The following is an 18,014-nucleotide window of genomic DNA, read 5'->3' on the forward strand; positions in this document are numbered from 1 at the left end:
GTGCGCTTATATTTAGCAGTTCTATAGCAGGTAAAGTATGCACAACCATATCAAAAAACTCTATCAGAGCGCGGCGAAAACAGAGCGGCGCATTATTGGCTTAATGAGTGGTACTTCATTAGATGGTTTAGATGTGGCGTTATGCCGTGTCAGCGGTGCAGGGCTTCAAACGAAATTAGTGTTAGAGCAGCATACCACTCTGAATTATCAAGACGATTACCGTGAGCGAGTACGCGCGGTTTTTTCAAAACGGGATGTTGATCTGCAACATGTGACCTTACTCAACGCCTGGATCGGCCAACAACATGGTGAGATGGTAAAGCAGTGCTTGGCGCAGTGGCAATTAACGCCGCTTGATATTGATTTGATTGCCAGCCATGGCCAAACCATTTTTCATTGTCCTAAGCGGCAACATCAGGATCCACGTTGGGGCAATGGCACCTTACAAATTGGTGATGCTGATCATCTTGCGGTAACAACCGGCATTACTACCGTCAGTGATTTTCGACAAAAGCACATTGCGGCTGGCGCAGAAGGTGCGCCTTTAGCGGTATATGGTGATTACTTACTGTTTAGCTCGGCTGCGGAAAACCGCATTATGCTCAATATCGGGGGTATCGCTAATTTAACCTGGTTACCTGCCAATTTACGGGCAACAGAAGTTTTTAGTAGTGACATCGGCCCAGGTAATACGCTGATGGACGCTTATATCCGGCAGCAACAGCCCTCGGTGCAATATGACGAAGGTGCGCATTTAGCTTATCAAGGGAAGGTGTCTGAACCCTTATTATACGCGTTGCAACAAGCGCCATTCTTTGCTGCGGCTATGCCAAAAACCACCGGTCCTGAGTTATTTAATCTGGGTTATTTACACCAAGCTCAACAACAAAGTCACACCATAAATTTAGCGGCTGCCGATGTCATGGCAACGTTAAATCGTTTCAGTGCCGACAGTATTATTAATGCGATCCGACACGCTATTCTGCCGAATAATTGTGTCATTTATGCCAGTGGCGGAGGTATTCATAACCCATTATTAATGCAACAATTAGCAGACGGTTTACCTGGTTTTCGTTTTGCGACCACCGCCGCGTTAACGATTCATCCTGATGCGAAAGAAGCCGTGTTATTTGCTTTATTAGCCAACGAATGTATTGCCGGAGGCGAGCAGCCCTTTGCCGACGCGGCAACAGGCTTTCCCAGTATTAGCATGGGCAAAATCAGTTTTGCAGATTAATAGCAAAACGACAGCTGATGCTGTCGTTTTAGTGTTATGCGAGTGATATAGCTTAACTCAGGCTGGTTATTGCGCTAAACGCGCTAATAATGCGGCAACTCTCTCACGGGTGGCGGCGTCAGTTGCATTTTGTCTTACTGCGTCGATATAAGGTTTTGCCTCTGTAGCGCGCTGTAAACTCACTAGCGTTTCTGCGAGTAATAAATTGATTTCATTATTGCTGCTTTGTTGCGCATACGCTTGATACAAGACCGCTAACGCTTGATCTGCTTGCTGGTTTTGCAGCAAAGCTTTGGCATAGGTCGTTAAGATTAGCGGTTCATTGCGTCTTAACTGGTTTGCTTTTGCGGCATGTTGTAATGCCAATGCGGGATCGGAAGTAAATAAAGCATTTGCTAGATTATTTTGTAAAAACGCATCGTCAGTGAAAGAGCCTGCCGCTAAGAGTTGCTGATAGAGCGTGCTAGCCTCAGGCCATTGTTGATGATTTATATGATGCTCGGCTAAGAGTCGCTTGACCCAAAAATCGTTGGGTTGCAACTGCAAGTGTTGTTGCGCCAGAGTGGTAAAGCGCTCATTGAATGTGGCTTGCCGGGATAACTCGTATGCCATACCCCATGCACGTTGAAAGCGCGGGTTTTGCTCAATACTTTTAGAGTAATTTTTAAAGGCTAATTCTGGGTTTTGCTGTTGCTCAGCTAACATACCCGCTAACAGATAATAGTCGGCGGAGCGCACTTGGCGTTGTGCTAGTTGTTGCAGGCGTTGTTCAGCTTGTTTTAACTGAGTAGTATCAAGTTGCAGGTTAATCAGCTCATAGTCATAAATGAGGTTGTCTGGCGCCAGTTTAATGGCCGTAGCAAAACTATTACTAGCATCTGCGTAGCGTTCAAGACGTTTTTGTAATAGGCCGAGTTCATAATAGTGGTTATCGTTCAAGTCAGCTAATTGAGCAAATTGGCTAACTTTTTCTTGCGCTTCGGTTATTTGGTTTAACGTAATCAGAGTATTGGCTTCAAGCAATAATAAATCTTTAGCCATAAACTCTCGCCTCAAGGAGCGTTGGATCAGGCCTAATGCTTCTTTTTGTTTGTTAACCGAAAAATAATGTGCCAATAACAGATTCAGACTGGGGCGGTGATGCTGCCGATTGACGATTTTTACTAAACGCTCAACAGCCTGTTCGCTGTTATTGGTTTGCAGTTCTACTTGCGCTTGCAATACTTGCAAGGTGTCGTTTTGTGGTTGCAGTTCAATTAACTGCTTAAGCAGCTTGGCGGCAGCAACAAAATCTCTTTGTAATATCAGTAAATTTGCTTGGGTTAATTGCCCAGGGAAAAAATCCGGTTTTGCTTGCAGTAGTTGCGTGAGTTGTTTCTCAGCTTCGGTTAAATCGCCCGAACTGACTAAGATACCGGCATAAATGTTGCGATAGGTTGGATCTTCGGGTTGCAGTGCCAACAGTTGTTGAGCGAAGTCTCGTGCGCGCGGAAAATCGTTCAAATCTTTCGCTAATAGAGTCTTACTTAACAATACTGATGGTTCGGCAGTAAAAGGGCTATCGCTTAAATAAGCTAATGCAGCAGCAGGGCCGAGTGTTTGTCGCTTAAGCTCTGCATCTAAAGCGGCCATTTCGGCATTGTCAGGGAAACGTGCCCGCATCTCAGTTAACATTTGTTGTGCAACATAAGGGCGTTGTTGTTTAATGGCCAACAGCGCATGTTGTAATTGCAGCGGCGCATAATCTTTAATATACGCTTTATTATCATCTAAAAATTTAACGGCCGTACCGACCAATTCGTTTCTAATGTAATAATTGGCAACGATATCTATGGCGTTTAAATCATTAGGTTTGAGTTGTAGATAATTGTTAAAATCTTCAATTGCTAAAAATTCATTATTATTTAAATAATGTAGTGTTGCACGCAAGAATAGCTTATCGGGTTCGGCTTTAAAGTACTCTGCTGGCATACCGATTAAATCGGCATGTAAGGTTTGTATGGATTCATTAACCGCTGTTTTATCCTGTAATGCCGTTACCATGGGCAAGGCAAAACGTAGATAAGCATCGTCTAATCCCATGCTAGACAGTTGCTCTAAGGCGTTTCTTGCATCACCTAGCTGCCCAGTTAAAAATTGCACCGTACTGATCGCTCTTAATAACAAAGGGTTGTTCGGATCAAGCGCTAAACCTGTTTGATAATGAGCAATGGCCGCGGGGTAGCGCTTTTGAATAAACGCTAGATGGCCCAACTGAAGTAATGTTGCTGAATTGTTCGGCTCCAGTTGTAAGCTTTGTGCTAATAATTCGGCAGCGCGATCTTCAGCTTTTTCTGCTAATGCCAACTCGGCTTGCGCATTTAATAAGTTAACATTTTGCGGAAAAAGTGTGGCAGCCGTTTTGAGGGTAGAACGGGCTTGCTCAAGATCGTTTGTTTGCAGGTCAAGTGAAGCGGAAACGAGTAGCCAATTAAATTTTTGCGGCTGCCGAAGCTCGCCATATTTTAGCATTTCTTGTAATTTGTTTTTTTGCCGTGACAATAAATACAAATAACTTAATTCATCACTAATTAAGTTAATGTCGGCACCGTCAGTCAGTGCGCCTTCAAAAACGTTTAACGCCTCTGCAAATAATTGCTGTTGCAGCAGAATTTGCCCATATAAAATTTGTGCCGCAAGATTATCTGGCGTATTACTGAGCACATTTCTAAGGTAAATAATGGCCGTTTTATTATCGCCTTGCTTGTGTAGTTGTAAGGCATTGTCGTAAGTATACTTACTGCTGCTGTCGGCATAGGTCGTCATTGAAACACAAAGTAACAGCCCAAAGAGAAGACGATACAAGCTAAGTTCCTTATTGCAATCAGGCAAAAAATTGTTCTGAACAATTATAATACACTATAACTAAAAAGGGGCCGAAGCCCCTTTTTTAACGCTGTGTACGGCGGCGATTTCGATACATAAGGCCAAAAATACCGGCGGCGAAAAGTGATATGGTACCCGGCAGTGGCACATCTTGCGCATTATCTGGCGATGTTGGCAGAGCGGCAAGTTTGGTGGTAATGCTGCCAAATTTCATTGCATCATTAAAACAGGTAATCGTACAGCCAGCACCATTAAAAGCCGCATTGTAAGCACCAATTAACCAGAATTTACCGCTAACACCAACAATGTTTTCAGATGAAACAATAGACGTTTTATTGGCAAAGATATACGGCGAGCCAGAGATGGTGTTGGTATAACTTGCAGTCTGTATAGCACTGTTAGCAACTTGTTGCCAAGTTGGAGATGTATTAGCAAATGGGTTGCTGTTAAAAGCACCCACTGATACGTCAGAGTCTGTTTTAAACCAACTATTGGTTAGGCTAAGTAATTCTACTGGGTTAGGGAACTCTAAAAGAATAAAATCAAAACCATTATTGTTATCAACCGCATGATCAGGAGAGACGTTAGTATCAGCATGGCTATAAACTTGTACGCCGTTACTCGCGCTTAGCGTTAGTTTTCTAGCTGACATAACGATTGCACTGTCCTCTTTTGAATTTGAGGACCAGCCAGATATCAGTGCATTGGTACCTAAATCTGACGTTAGCGTGATTGTGTTTGCGCCTGAAACACTTTTTGTTGTTGCAGGTTTGAAACTCCATGTTTCTGTTGTGCTGGTAGCTGAAGAGGCCAGTACAGAAGTTGATAACAACGCAGCGCTACATAACACCCCAAAGGTGATTTTTTTAATTGCTGATAGCATAAGGGTTAACTCTTAAATGATAATGTCAGTAATTAAGCAAGAAACGTTCCAAACTTTAAGTCGTTGATAGTTATAGCTTAGAGTTTTAACTTTTATCGTGACTGTAAAAATTCTTGACGATCTTTATCAGTGTCAGCCGGCAAATAAAACTGTTTCTGACACACTTCTTACAATAAAACGGTTATCAGGCTCCTATTTTGTCGAGAATTTGAAGTTATTCGCAACGCTCGTTTGTCTGCAAAATAGTTAATATATAACCAGCCTATCTTATATTTTGTTGCATTATTATATTAGATACAATGTGTTAGCTTTGGTTAGCAGGAACAGCCCACAATAAAAAGCCGATTACCACTAACTGGATCATTTGTTACTTTTTCAATCAGTATTTTTACCCTCGCGCTAGCAAAAAATAGACTAGGCTAAATGTAAAGCTTGGCAACTCGAATGTTTCATGCAATGCAAGCTGCCAAACTGACGTTAAGTAACGTTATGCACGTTTACTAACACTTAAGGATTATAGCTCACATTCAACGTTACGCCACTAAAAGTACTATAGGCACGAATGCTGATGTGCCAAGTTGCTGCGGCGGGGTTGCTGATACTGCAGGTTTCATTGTTTCCCTGTAAATAGGGGCGACAATCAAAGCTGCTGGTGGTTGGCCGCGCGCCGCGTCTGACGTACAGATCAGCATCTCCCGTTCCTCCAGCGATGCTGGCAGTGAAATTCTGCATGCCGGCAGGTATGTCGATTGTGTAATGCAACCAATTATTGCGGCTAGCAGACAGATTGGGTAGCGTACTGCTACTGCCCGTTGCGCCCGACCCCGTTCCTTGAGCTGCCAGCACCGCGGCATTGGCATCAACCAGACCAACACCACAGCCTGAACATGCTGCAGGGAAGCTTCGGGCAGAGGTTTTCAGAATATCTTCGATTTGATCCGGGGTAGCGTTCGGTTTGGCTTGCTTGATTAACGCAGCAATACCGGCGACATGCGGTGCGGCCATCGATGTGCCTTGGCTGTACCCATAGCTGTCATTGGCGGGTGTCGTTGAACCACTGTTGTAAGTAGATAAGACGCCACTCGGGTCATTGGAAGAAGACATAGCGCCACCCGGTGCAGCGACATCGACACTGCTACCAGTATTAGAATAATACGCCCGACCACCCTGGCGGTTAGTTGAGGCGACGTTGACGACACCAGTACAATTACCTGGATTAAAGTTATTGGCATTACCATTGTCATTGCCTGCGGCAACCACTATCACCGTACCGCGGCTGCGCGCTTGATTAATGGCGTTTTGGGTAGTGCTATTACAGCTACCTGAACCACCTAAGCTCATGTTAATGACGCTGGCAGGGTTCGCATTGGCTGGCACGCCAGAGACAGTGCCTCCGGATGCCCAAATAATACCGTCTGCGATATCGGAGGTATAACCACCACATTTACCTAAAACCCTAACCGGTACGACCTTGGCGTTAAAAGCAACACCGGCAACACCGGTATTGTTATTACTGACTGCGGCCACGGTACCGGCGACATGGGTACCATGCCAACTCGACGCTCTAAATGACGTCGGCTGACCACCGCCACACTCGCCAACATTTGTCCAATCACCTGGATCGCGGGCATCGCTGTCGCGGGCATTACCATCGTTACCAATAAAGGCATCTGAAATCATGTCATAGCCAGGTAATAGATTGGCATTTAAATCGACATGAGGCCGATAGCCGGTATCCAGTACCGCAACCACCACGCCTTGGCCTGTTGCATTGTCCCAAGCCGCTGGCGCTCGGATGCCGCCGGTGTTTTCATAATAATGCCATTGGTTCGCATATTGGGTGTCATTAGGTGCAAGGGTCGGTTGCAGTAACATGTCTTCTTCGACCAGTTCTACATCATCATCTTGGGACAATTGATTGAGTAATGTCTCAGTTTCCGCGGCGGATAAGCGGCGCTCGGCACTGAACACCGCGTGTTTTTCTAAGGCCGTTTTGCGCACAAATTTTATTTTTTCACCCGCGCGTTGACTAAAGCGCTCGGCTTTTGCTTGCAACCGTTCGGCTTTGCGTTGCTGAGCAATGGTGGCTGGCAGGCTCTGTAGCATGGTATCGGTGTTGGTTTCTTTATATTTGATGATCACGCGGGTAACAGGGCCAGTTGAAGTGTCGATATCCTGTTCAGCGAGCGCTGCGGCGTTGAATAACGCGCCGGGTAAACAAAGCACGGCTATTGCCGTTAATTTAAACTTCTGAGTAAGCATGGTATGACCTTTTTTATAATGTTGTTATTACCTGGATGTAAGGTGATGCGAAATGAATGACAACTTCGCAACACCGCTATTATTAATAGGACAAATTTGGCATAGCTGTAAATCAGCAAAATCTGTATAAAATGAGCTGCTTATGTAGCTATAGCGGTATGCGGCCCCAAAAAAGGTCTTTTTTTAGCATAATAAAAAAAGGAACAAGTCATAAGCTACGCCTGCCTAATTGAAACTGTAAGTATTTTGTAACGTGGGAATTTTATTCTAAATAGTTATAGATTTCTCATTTGGAGAGCAAATTGAATCTAAAGAAGGCACAATTACAGCAACATCAACTAGTTATTTGGTATTAGCAGATAAAGAGTACTATGTCGATTTGCACTGGACAGCCTAGTCTAATGCGCCATACTCAACAGCATAGTGGTGAGGTTAAGCGTATATGCCTGATGAACATAAGAATGAAATTGTACCTATCCTCTATGAATGCGGTATCGCGAGAATATGTCCACGCTGAGTATTGGCATAACACCATAGTAGTGAATACAGGCAATATTTCAGCAGTTAATTTTGATTTGAGCACGTTACAAAAACAATGCCTGTATCAGCAAGGGTATACGACAGCGAGGGATATCGTGCCGAAAAAACTTCCAAAATTGTTCTGAGCGAGCGGTTAAACAGCTCGATCAAAATGAAATTAAATTACATTTTTATTAATTTTCGTATTGCTTGAATAATGGGCAACCTAAATGTCACTTAGTTTTATTTGTTATGGCATGCCTTTATTATATTGATTTTATTGGTTTATATTTTTCATGGTGAAGCGGTCTTTAGATTTTCTATTATAGATTAATTTAATTAATCTATTCATTCATTTCTTCTCGTTTGTCGGAATTACCATAATCTTGTAATTTTATTACGTGCCCAGCGATAGTGGCACATCAAATTAATTTTGCAGGAGAGACCAGACATGACTATTTCAACTCGTAAATTTATTACCCGTATGGCGGTGGTACTGTTGTCGTCAAGTCCATTGCTCGCTTCTGCCGCGAGCACAGGCTACAAGATGGCTTTAATTGATAATGCACCTGGCGCTGAATATATTCAGGCAGGTCAGTACGACAAGGCCATTGCTTCCGCCCAAGCGCCGCTGCAGGCTGATACTGAATTGTTTTATGGCCAAGTTAGCCTGTGTGTCGCTTATAGCCGGATGAACGAATTAGCCTTAGCTGCCACAGCGTGTGACAACGCCGTATTTCGTGCCGCAACCTTAAAAGCGGTTACGGGTTCAGCTAAACGTGAAATGCGCGCTCTAGCGTTAAACAACCGCGGTGTGATTAAGTTATTAGCCGGCGACAAAGTGGCAGCATTACAAGACTTTATGCTGGCAGTGCGTTTAAACGATTCTGCTTTAACAGCGGCTAATTTAGAGCGTTTAACCTTCAGTATCAATGAAGGTCAAGAAATTGCAATGCAAACGGCAGAATAACTTGAGTTTGCTACAAACAACGCCTGGCTTAGTGTCAGGCGTTTTTTTTGGTTATGACCAGCCATATAAAATTAAGAAAGTGGCGTAATGTTGCGCAGTGTTTTTTTGTAATAAAGTGGATTGCCCTTGTTCCTGCAGGCTAAGCAAACCGAGAGTAAGACTTGCGGCTTTCTGTGCTGTCGCATCATTAAAGGTTAGCAGCGCCATACAAAGAGAGTCTGAACAATTAAGTTGCTGCAGCTGCCCCACCTGTGCTGCTTGGAGTCGTTGTTGTAGTCGTTTTTGGCGATCATAACTGCTGGTTTGTGTAATGTGTTGCTCTAGATCCCACATCGCCTCTTGTAACTGTTCGTTGCTCTGCGCCATAAACGCTTGGTTCAGTTCAATCGAAGTACTGCCGTCTGGTTGTTGCAGCACTTGGCGTAAATCGAACGGTTCAACAGTTCGTGTAAAATCGTTAGCCTCAGGTGTATCCGTTGTTTTATTTACCGTGTCAGGCAAAGCTTTAACAGTGCTTGCTAAAGCAGAATTGGGGATGGTTGTTCTATCCGTTGAGCTTGAGGTTGTTGGTGCAGGTGACTGATCTGGCATTGGCAGAGCCATATTTTTACCGACCCACTTTCCCACCTGAAAGGCACTGAATACAGCGATTAGTGCAAGCAATACCCAAAACAGTGATTTACGCATAGTCATCTCGCAAAGTTGCCAATTTGAAAAATAATTGTTTATTTATAGCTGTATTGGCGGGTCTGGTCAATTTTTTGAATAGGTTGCCTGAAGCTAAAAACACGAAGCGCAGCAATTTGCTGCGCTTTTGGTCATGATGTGGCGTTAAATTTGATAAGTGCTACCATCTTTGGCGGTGAAGCTTTTATCACCACGGCAACGACAACTGACTTGCCGGCCGGTGATCATGCTGAACCAATGGCATACCGGATCGGTGGTTTGTAATTGAATGTCATCAACACCCGCTTGGTCACGCTGACCTTGGCTGCCACTTTTATTCAAAATCAATTCAACATGGCGACCTTGGTTTTGCAGCAACAACGACTCCGGTGCTTCACGATGCCCATTTAAGCCAATAAATTGTGCCGGATCGGCTAAGCCACTGGTACTGCCATCGACAAAAAAGGCCAATAACTGTTGGTAATATACGACATAGCTGGCTACTGCCTTGTGTGAACCGTGAGCCAAAGGAAAGGTTTTATCCAAAAAGCCTTTAGAGTAATCCATGATCTGTTTTACATGGCTGTCGTTCAGTTGCGTGATCATCGTAATATCGTGATCGATTTGTATCGACTGTGTTGAAGTGGCTAACGTCGTCATAATTATTTCCTCATCGGGTACGAAGTGTGGAGCCTCTGATAAGGCTTTTATTGCAGATAGTTTTGCTATCGCTTGAAAAACAGTCTAGATTAAATTTAAGCATAATTTCACAATAAAAATTTCACAGTGTAAATTTTACAAAATGAAAATAAATAAAAGCTTGATCCGCAAATCACATTTCTTGGGCACTAAAATTAGAAACCTGAGAAAACGCAATAACTTAACGATAGAAGATCTGTCGACACGTTGTGTGCGTGTTAATCCTGAGTCGGCGCCATCGGTATCCTATTTATCGATGATCGAGCGTGGTAAACGGGTTCCCAGTATCGAAATGCTGGAAGTTATCGCGCAGGTTTTTCAAAAAGACTTAGATTGGTTTTTAGACGGTGAGGCTGAAGAGCAAGATTTAGTGCTGCCCAAGACCGCAAAAGGTGGCCTCAATGGTATGCCATTAGAGCCGAGCTTTTTATTCAGCCCCGATATTTTGCAAATTGCTATCCCGGAAATGTTGTCACAAACGGGCACCAGTGGTCGGCAGTTTGCGCAACTGTTGATTCGGGCGCATCAGGAGCATCACCAGAATCATTTTCCGGAATTAGAGCGTGCCGCCGAAGAGGTAGGGCAAAAACGTCTACCTTTATCTGTCGATGAGCTCATGGCGATTGTGCAGCAGTTAGGTTTAAAAATTCAGTGGTTTGATGAAGTACCACGCGAGCTCGTTGATGAATTAGGTGTGAAATCTAATAATATTGGTACTTCCTTTTTTGTACCGCCCAATAGCTTACATTTAAATCGTATTTTGCAGCAGTGGCCTACTCGCTTAAAGTATGAATTAGCTGTGCACATTGGCCATGCCGTTTTACATAACAAAGATGGCGTAAAAAACGCGATGGCGGTAGGCGGGGCGCATGATGATGTGTTTGCCGATAGTAGCACTATGGCACCGCAAGATATTTTGCATGCGTGGCGTGACTTTGAATCGAGCTTTTTTGCTGGCGCCTTGTTGTGTCCAAAGCAAGCGTTTCGGCAATTATTAGAGCGGCGTGGTTATGAAATTGCCAGTCATTTACAGGCAGAAGTGTCGGCTTCGGTGGCGATGCGCCGCATGACCGCGGTGTCACCTTATCCGCATTGGCATTACTTTGATGCTTACAGCCCCGGTAAATTAAAGGCGGTGTATCGCGGTAATGGCATCCCTCTGCCTTGGGGCAATATGCGCCAAGTGGTCGACCCTTGCCAGCATTGGGCCGTGTTTCGCATGTTTGAGGTTAAAGACAGTGGCAGTTCGGCGCAATTATCGCTGTTAGATGTGCAAGGTGAGCCACGGATTTATTGTTGCGAATCGACCAAGGTACAAGACTTAGCCGGCAATCAGCATGTGTTGTGTGCTGGCATTGATCTCAACCCCGCGCTTAATGCGCAAGGGCTGGATGCTGCGGCCTTAGCACAAGATATGAAAGCGCGGTGTCAGCAGTATGGAGGTGCGGCCGTGGTACCGCAGTCGATCCAGACCACATTAAAGCGAGTGGCAAACATTTTAAATATCAATTGGGTTAGTCGCAGCATGAGCAAACCAGCACAATTAATCTGTGCCAGAGGAGGTAGTTGCCCTCGCTCTCCAAGTTGCTATCAATGCCCTGCGCTCACGAAATAATGCGCAACGTTATGCAGAAACAAAGGATTTAGCATGAGCAAAAAACCACAGATGGCCGCAACGCCACCCCCTAAAAAAGTACAACCAGACGCCACAGTCGCAGCCCAGCATGACGTGCTTGCCGAGCAAGTAGAACATCGGCTCACCGCCAGCCAACAAGCAAAAGCCGTGGCAATAGAAGATATTATTGCCGCTCAAGCTGCCGGTGATATGGACAAATTGTCTGAGCATTTACTGGCGATGTTAGAAGGGGTCTCGCCGGACGATTTAGCTGAATTAAGCAAAGCCTTGAATCGTGGAGAATCAATCTTAAGTGAAAAACGCCGTGAAAAAGCCGATACCGAATTAACCTCCAATTGGCGCGAAGGCGGTTATCCATATGTCAATCGCTTAAATCGTAAAACCTATGAAAAGCAAAAATATCATTTACAAGTCGAATTACTGAAGTTGCAGCGTTGGGTGAAAGAAACCGGGCAGCGGGTGGTGATTTTATTTGAAGGGCGCGATGCGGCAGGGAAAGGCGGCGCCATTAAACGCTTTATGGAACATTTAAATCCACGTGGTGCTCGGGTTGTGGCGTTAGACAAGCCCAGTGAGGCAGAGCAAGGCCAATGGTATTTTCAACGTTATGTGGCTGAGTTGCCCACAAAGGGTGAAATCGTGTTGTTTGACCGCTCTTGGTATAACCGTGCAGGCGTTGAGCATGTTATGGGGTTTTGCAGCAATGATGAGTATCATGAATTTATGATACAAGCGCCTGAGTTCGAACGGCATTTAGTGCGCAGTGGTATTCATTTAATAAAGTTATGGTTTTCGGTCAGTCAAGACGAGCAACGGCGTCGTTTTACCGAGCGTGAAGCGCATCCGCTTAAGCAGTGGAAACTGAGCCCGGTCGATCTTGCCTCGTTAGACAAATGGCATGAGTACACCCATGCAAAAGAAGCCATGTTTGCCAACACTGACACGTCCTACGCCCCTTGGTCAGTTATTAAATCAGATTGTAAAAAACGGGCACGGCTTAATGCGTTGCGTTATGTATTGCAATGCTTGCCGTATCAAAATCGCAATGCCGAAGTGGCTTGTGCGCCTGATCCGCTATTAGTGGGGCGCGCCAGTGTGATTTTTGAACTGGGAGAGCATGCGATGTCGACTGAGCCATCGGTTTAATACCTTGTTACAACTTAGTCATTGGCGCAAATTGGCAACACTGAACATAGCGCGTAAGATAATGCGCACAACCTCCATGTAGAACAGGATATAAGAATGAAAAAATGTACACTCGTTGCTGGCGCTGTTGCGCTAGCATTAGGTTTAACGGCTTGTAGTAAACAACCGACAACGCCAGAAACAACGGTACAAAGCCAAGTTGCCGCAGCACCTTTGGTGTCTGGTATTGATCAACAAAACTTTGATGAAAACGTCGCTTTTAGCCAAGACTTTTTCTTAGCGGTTAATGGTAAATGGTTAGCCGAAACTCCGATCCCTGCAGATAAAGCAACTTATGGTTCTTTTCACGTATTAGCCGATCGCTCACAACAAGCGGTCAAAGATATTATCGATCAAGTTGCAGCGAAAACCGATTTAGTAGCAGGCTCGGATGAGCAAAAACTGGGCAGTTTTTACAATAGCTTTATGAATGAAAGCGTGATTGAAGAACTAGGCTTATCGCCATTAGCGCCGCAATTAGACGCGATTAAAGGGTTAACAGACAAAGCGCAGTTAGCTGAATTATTCGCGAGTTTACAGCGTGATGGCGTGAGTATTCCTTTTGGTTGGTTTATCAATAATGATGCAAAAAATTCTACCGAATATGCGGTTTACCTCAATCAAGGTGGTTTAGGTTTACCGGATCGTGATTACTATTTTAAAGACGATGAAGCCTCGCTGACGATCATCAATCAATATCAAACCTATTTAACCGATATGTTTGCTCTTGCTGGTGCACCTGATGCAAAAGCGGCGGCGATGCGGGTATACAACCTAGAAAAAGCTTTGGCGGAACATCACTGGACCCGTTTAGATAATCGCAATGCCGACAAAACTTACAACAAAATTGCCGCCAGCGAATTAGACAGCTTAGTGGGCAGCTTTGATTGGCAGGCCTATGCCAAGGCCATGCAATTAAACAACGTGGATGAGCTGATTGTGCGTCAGCCGTCTTACTTTGCTGGATTAGCTAAAGTGATTGCACAGACAGATCTGCAAAGCTGGCAAGATTATTTAACCAGCAAAACGATTAATGGCTTTGCTGACAAACTCAGTAGCAACTTTGCTGATCGCCGTTTTGAGTTCTATGGCAAAACCTTAAGTGGTATTCAAGAACAACAGCCACGCTGGAAACGTGCGGTAGACGCGGCTGATCAGGTTTTAGGTGAGTTAACCGGTAAGTTGTATGTTGAACAGCATTTTAGCCCAGAAGCCAAAGCGCGGATGGAACAGCTGGTGGCCAATGTCATTAAAGCTTATGAAGTTTCCATCAAAAACTTGGAGTGGATGGGCGAAGAAACCAAAGTTGCTGCGCTGGATAAACTGAGCAAATTCACACCAAAAATTGGTTACCCAAACAAGTGGAAAGATTATTCCACCTTAGAGATTAAAGCAGATGATTTAGTGGGTAACTTTGTTAGAGCCAGTCATTGGGCTTATGCAGAGATGACCAGTAAGTTAGGCCAGCCTATCGATAAAGACGAGTGGTTTATGACGCCGCAAACTGTTAATGCCTACTACAACCCGGTGAACAACGAAATTGTGTTCCCAGCGGCTATTTTACAGCCGCCATTTTTCAATATGGCAGCGGATGACGCCGTCAACTATGGTGGTATCGGTGCGGTGATTGGTCACGAAATTGGTCATGGTTTTGACGACCAAGGCGCAAAATACGATGGCGACGGTAACTTACGTAACTGGTGGACTGAACAAGATAAAGCACAATTTCAAGCACGGGGTGCTAAGTTGATTGGTCAGTACAACAACTTTGAACCTTTACCCGGTGTCAATGTGAACGGTGCTGTGGCCTTAGGCGAAAACATCGGTGACTTAGGCGGCATGACTGTTGCGTTAAAAGCGTATCAGTTGTCATTAGCGGGTAAAGACGCGCCAGTATTAGATGGCTTTACCGGTGAACAACGCTTCTTTATTAGCTGGGCGCAGGTATGGCGTACTAAGTTCCGTGAAGAGGCGTTACGTCGGCAATTAAGCACCGGCCCGCATTCACCTGCGCATTATCGGGTAATTGGTGTATTGCCGAATATGCCTGAGTTTTATACGGCATTTGATATTAAAGAAGGCGATGCGATGTATCTGCCAGAAGCGCAACGCGTAAAAATTTGGTAACCACACGCGCTTAAGCAAAGTCAGCATACTTCTGCTACACTGCGGCTGCGACCTGTTTGATCTTTGCAAGAGGCAAGGTATGACAGGCGCAGCTTTTTAGTATGTTTGGTCGGACCACTATAAATAAAATGAGTATGACTGACCCTTTGTATTCAGCAAGGTTATAACCAGTATAAGCAGGTCAGTTATTATGCTATTAGGCTTTTGCCTTGATCTTTCTTATAATTGAGCCCATACATTCAACAGCATGACATTGCAGTGACCAGACTGCAAAGCAACGACTGAGAGGACATTACTGTGCTACAAGAATATCGTGAACACGTGGCCGAACGCGCCGAACAAGGGATCCCTGCCAAGCCGTTAAACGCAGAACAAGTAGCTGCCTTAATTGAGCTTTTGAAAAACCCACCAAAAGGTGAGGAAGAATTCATTTTAGATTTGCTTATCAACCGCGTACCACCAGGTGTTGATGAAGCTGCCTATGTAAAAGCGGGCTTTTTAGCCGCACTTGCGAAAGGCGAAGCAACCAGCCCGTTAATCGACGCTGAGCGTGCTACCGAGTTGTTAGGTACCATGATGGGTGGTTACAACATCGAGCCACTAATCAGTTTATTAGATGATGCCAAGCTCGCGCCGATCGCTGCTAAGGCGTTATCGCACACCTTACTGATTTTTGATGCTTTCCATGATGTGACTGACAAAGCCGATGCGGGTAACGAGTATGCGAAGCAAGTCGTTCAAAGCTGGGCCGATGCCGAGTGGTTTGAAGCCAAACCGGCTTTAGCTGAGAAAATTACGGTGACCGTATTTAAAGTGTCTGGCGAAACCAACACGGATGATTTATCACCAGCACCAGATGCTTGGTCACGTCCAGATATCCCTCTGCACGCCTTAGCTATGTTGAAAAATGCCCGTGAAGGCATCAACCCGGATGAGCCAGGTACTATTGGCCCGATCAAGCAGCTAGAAGAACTGAATAAAAAAGGCTACCCATTGGCTTATGTGGGTGACGTAGTGGGTACGGGTTCATCACGTAAATCTGCCACTAACTCGGTATTGTGGTTTATGGGGGATGATATTCCCTACGTGCCAAACAAGCGTGGCGGTGGTTTTGTGTTAGGTGGCAAAATTGCTCCTATCTTCTTTAACACCATGGAAGACTCTGGCGCATTACCTATCGAAGTCGATGTTAGCAAGTTAGAAATGGGCGATGTGATCGACATTCTGCCATTCGAAGGCAAAGTGGTTCGCCATGGTACTGACGAAGTATTAGCCGAGTTCAGCTTAGCAACTGACGTTTTAATTGACGAAGTTCGTGCCGGTGGCCGTATTCCATTAATTATCGGTCGTGGTTTAACTGACCGTGCTCGTGAGTTTTTAAAATTAGGTCATTCAGACAAGTTCCGTCGTCCCTTACCCAAAATAGATTCTGGCAAAGGCTTCACCTTAGCGCAGAAAATGGTAGGTAAAGCGTGCGGCGTGAAAGGCGTGCGTCCTGGTACTTACTGTGAACCGAAAATGACCACCGTAGGTTCGCAAGACACGACTGGCCCCATGACGCGTGATGAATTAAAAGACTTAGCGTGTTTAGGCTTCACTGCCGATTTAACTATGCAGTCTTTCTGTCACACGGCTGCGTATCCGAAGCCCGTTGATGTTGACACTCACCACACGTTGCCAGATTTCATTATGAATCGTGGCGGTGTGGCACTGCGCCCAGGTGACGGTATTATCCACAGCTGGTTAAACCGTATGTTACTGCCGGATACAGTGGGTACGGGTGGTGATTCGCATACACGTTTCCCAATTGGTATTTCGTTCCCAGCGGGTTCAGGCTTAGTCGCTTTCGCTGCGGCAACGGGTGTTATGCCGCTTGATATGCCTGAATCGGTATTGGTCCGCTTTAAAGGCGAAATGCAGCCAGGCATTACCTTACGTGACTTAGTACATGCCATTCCTTACGTAGCGATCCAAAAAGGTCTGTTAACGGTAGATAAGAAAGGTAAGAAGAACATCTTCTCTGGCCGCATTTTAGAGATTGAAGGCTTACCAACCTTAACGGTTGAGCAAGCTTTTGAATTATCAGATGCGTCTGCTGAGCGTTCTGCTGCCGGTTGTACTATCAAGTTGTCAGAAGAATCGATTGCCGAATATCTTGAATCAAACATCGTGATGTTGAAGTGGATGATTTCTGAAGGCTATGGTGATGTTCGTACTATCGAGCGCCGTATTCAAGCAATGCAAGCTTGGTTGAAAGATCCACAGTTAATGTCTGCTGATGCTGATGCAGAATATACTGAAGTAATTGAAATTGACCTAGCTGACATTAAAGAGCCGGTACTATGTGCACCAAATGACCCAGATGATGCGCGTTTATTGTCTGAAGTAGCAGGCGACAAGATTGATGAAGTATTTATCGGTTCTTGTATGACCAACATTGGTCACTTCCGTGCTGCGGGTAAATTACTGGACAAATATAAAGGCCAGTTGCCCACGCGGTTATGGATCGCTCCGCCGACTAAGATGGACCAAGCACAGTTAACGGAAGAAGGTTACTACAGTATCTTCGGTAAAGTCGGTGCGCGCACTGAAATGCCAGGTTGCTCACTGTGTATGGGTAACCAAGCTCGCGTAGCTGAGAAGTCGACAGTCGTCTCAACGTCTACTCGTAACTTCCCGAACCGTTTAGGTCAGGGTGCGAATGTTTATTTAGCATCAGCCGAGTTAGCGGCGGTCGCTTCTATTATCGGTAAGTTACCGACAGTAGCGGAATACTTAGAGTACGCGAAACAGATCGATGCTACGGCAGCCGACACTTATCGTTACCTGAACTTCCATAAGATGTCGCAATACACTAAAAAAGCAGACAACGTGATTATTCAGCAAGCTGTGTAGTCAGCAAACTGTTTAACAAGGCCTGCTGAATGCAGGCCTTTTTTATACGTAATATTCCTACAAAGCCACG

12 protein-coding genes are annotated in these 18,014 nt (G+C 45.0%); 7 read left to right on the top strand and 5 right to left on the bottom strand.

From position 1 onward, the window contains the following. The first annotated feature begins 37 nt into the window (after positions 1 to 37). Positions 38 to 1,237, top strand: coding sequence for an anhydro-N-acetylmuramic acid kinase (locus JAO78_RS13900; protein WP_226751970.1), 1,200 nt, complete (start codon positions 38 to 40; stop codon positions 1,235 to 1,237). A 66-nt stretch (positions 1,238 to 1,303) separates the two neighbouring features. Here JAO78_RS13900 and JAO78_RS13905 read toward each other — a convergent pair whose 3' ends face one another. Further along, entirely contained in the window at positions 1,304 to 4,081 is a 2,778-nt protein-coding gene (locus tag JAO78_RS13905; RefSeq protein ID WP_226751971.1) for a tetratricopeptide repeat protein, read from the bottom strand. Between the two features lie 85 nt (positions 4,082 to 4,166). Beyond that, positions 4,167 to 4,916, bottom strand: a complete 750-nt coding sequence (gene xdp1, locus JAO78_RS13910) for an exosortase-dependent surface protein XDP1 (protein WP_369413470.1) — start codon at positions 4,914 to 4,916, stop codon at positions 4,167 to 4,169. Between xdp1 and JAO78_RS16885 the strand changes: the two genes are divergently transcribed. Next, on the top strand, positions 4,837 to 5,001 hold the full coding sequence (locus tag JAO78_RS16885) for a hypothetical protein (protein ID WP_226751973.1): 165 nt from the start codon (positions 4,837 to 4,839) through the stop codon (positions 4,999 to 5,001). The genes xdp1 and JAO78_RS16885 overlap by 80 nt on opposite strands. 491 nt (positions 5,002 to 5,492) lie before the next feature. Here JAO78_RS16885 and JAO78_RS13920 read toward each other — a convergent pair whose 3' ends face one another. Then, positions 5,493 to 7,247 (bottom strand): S8 family peptidase, encoded by a 1,755-nt coding sequence (locus JAO78_RS13920; protein WP_226751974.1) that lies wholly within the window; start codon positions 7,245 to 7,247, stop codon positions 5,493 to 5,495. 970 nt (positions 7,248 to 8,217) lie between these two features. On the opposite strand from JAO78_RS13920, the gene JAO78_RS13925 reads away from it, so the two are divergent. Continuing rightward, the gene (locus tag JAO78_RS13925; protein ID WP_226751975.1) at positions 8,218 to 8,736 is read left to right on the top strand and encodes a hypothetical protein; all 519 of its coding nucleotides are present in this window, start codon (positions 8,218 to 8,220) and stop codon (positions 8,734 to 8,736) included. Positions 8,737 to 8,787: 51 nt separating this feature from the next. Here the strand turns inward: JAO78_RS13925 and JAO78_RS13930 are convergent, their stop codons facing one another. Both JAO78_RS13930 and JAO78_RS13935 read right to left on the bottom strand, forming a co-directional pair. Continuing rightward, positions 8,788 to 9,423, bottom strand: coding sequence for a hypothetical protein (locus tag JAO78_RS13930; protein ID WP_226751976.1), 636 nt, complete (start codon positions 9,421 to 9,423; stop codon positions 8,788 to 8,790). Positions 9,424 to 9,567: 144 nt separating this feature from the next. Then, a complete protein-coding gene (locus JAO78_RS13935) occupies positions 9,568 to 10,062 on the bottom strand; it encodes an aldolase/citrate lyase/malate synthase family protein (protein ID WP_226751977.1) in 495 nt (164 codons plus the stop codon). Between the two features lie 142 nt (positions 10,063 to 10,204). On the opposite strand from JAO78_RS13935, the gene JAO78_RS13940 reads away from it, so the two are divergent. The 4 genes from JAO78_RS13940 (at position 10,205) to acnB (ending at position 17,944) form a co-directional block, all read left to right on the top strand. Continuing rightward, a complete protein-coding gene (locus tag JAO78_RS13940) occupies positions 10,205 to 11,716 on the top strand; it encodes a DUF3612 domain-containing protein (protein WP_226751978.1) in 1,512 nt (503 codons plus the stop codon). A 33-nt stretch (positions 11,717 to 11,749) separates the two neighbouring features. Continuing rightward, positions 11,750 to 12,883: a polyphosphate kinase 2 gene (ppk2, locus tag JAO78_RS13945; RefSeq protein ID WP_226751979.1), complete on the top strand. Its 1,134-nt coding sequence runs from the start codon at positions 11,750 to 11,752 to the stop codon at positions 12,881 to 12,883. Positions 12,884 to 12,979: 96 nt separating this feature from the next. Further along, a complete protein-coding gene (locus JAO78_RS13950; protein WP_226751980.1) occupies positions 12,980 to 15,049 on the top strand; it encodes a M13 family metallopeptidase in 2,070 nt (689 codons plus the stop codon). A 297-nt stretch (positions 15,050 to 15,346) separates the two neighbouring features. Then, positions 15,347 to 17,944, top strand: coding sequence for a bifunctional aconitate hydratase 2/2-methylisocitrate dehydratase (acnB, locus tag JAO78_RS13955; protein ID WP_226751981.1), 2,598 nt, complete (start codon positions 15,347 to 15,349; stop codon positions 17,942 to 17,944). Positions 17,945 to 18,014 lie beyond the last annotated feature (70 nt).

The sequence above is a fragment of the Alishewanella maricola genome (assembly GCF_016343785.1).
GTDB classification, from domain to species: domain Bacteria; phylum Pseudomonadota; class Gammaproteobacteria; order Enterobacterales; family Alteromonadaceae; genus Alishewanella; species Alishewanella maricola.

Bases quoted from the DNA above. Each gene is read 5' to 3' on its own strand.
- JAO78_RS13930 (WP_226751976.1), bottom strand. From the start codon at position 9,423: ATGCGTAAATCACTGTTTTGGGTATTGCTTGCACTAATCGCTGTATTC.
- JAO78_RS13920 (WP_226751974.1), bottom strand. From the start codon at position 7,247: ATGCTTACTCAGAAGTTTAAATTAACGGCAATAGCCGTGCTTTGTTTA.
- JAO78_RS13900 (WP_226751970.1), top strand. From the start codon at position 38: ATGCACAACCATATCAAAAAACTCTATCAGAGCGCGGCGAAAACAGAG.
- JAO78_RS13935 (WP_226751977.1), bottom strand. From the start codon at position 10,062: ATGACGACGTTAGCCACTTCAACACAGTCGATACAAATCGATCACGAT.
- JAO78_RS13950 (WP_226751980.1), top strand. From the start codon at position 12,980: ATGAAAAAATGTACACTCGTTGCTGGCGCTGTTGCGCTAGCATTAGGT.
- ppk2 (WP_226751979.1), top strand. From the start codon at position 11,750: ATGAGCAAAAAACCACAGATGGCCGCAACGCCACCCCCTAAAAAAGTA.
- JAO78_RS13940 (WP_226751978.1), top strand. From the start codon at position 10,205: ATGAAAATAAATAAAAGCTTGATCCGCAAATCACATTTCTTGGGCACT.
- JAO78_RS13925 (WP_226751975.1), top strand. From the start codon at position 8,218: ATGACTATTTCAACTCGTAAATTTATTACCCGTATGGCGGTGGTACTG.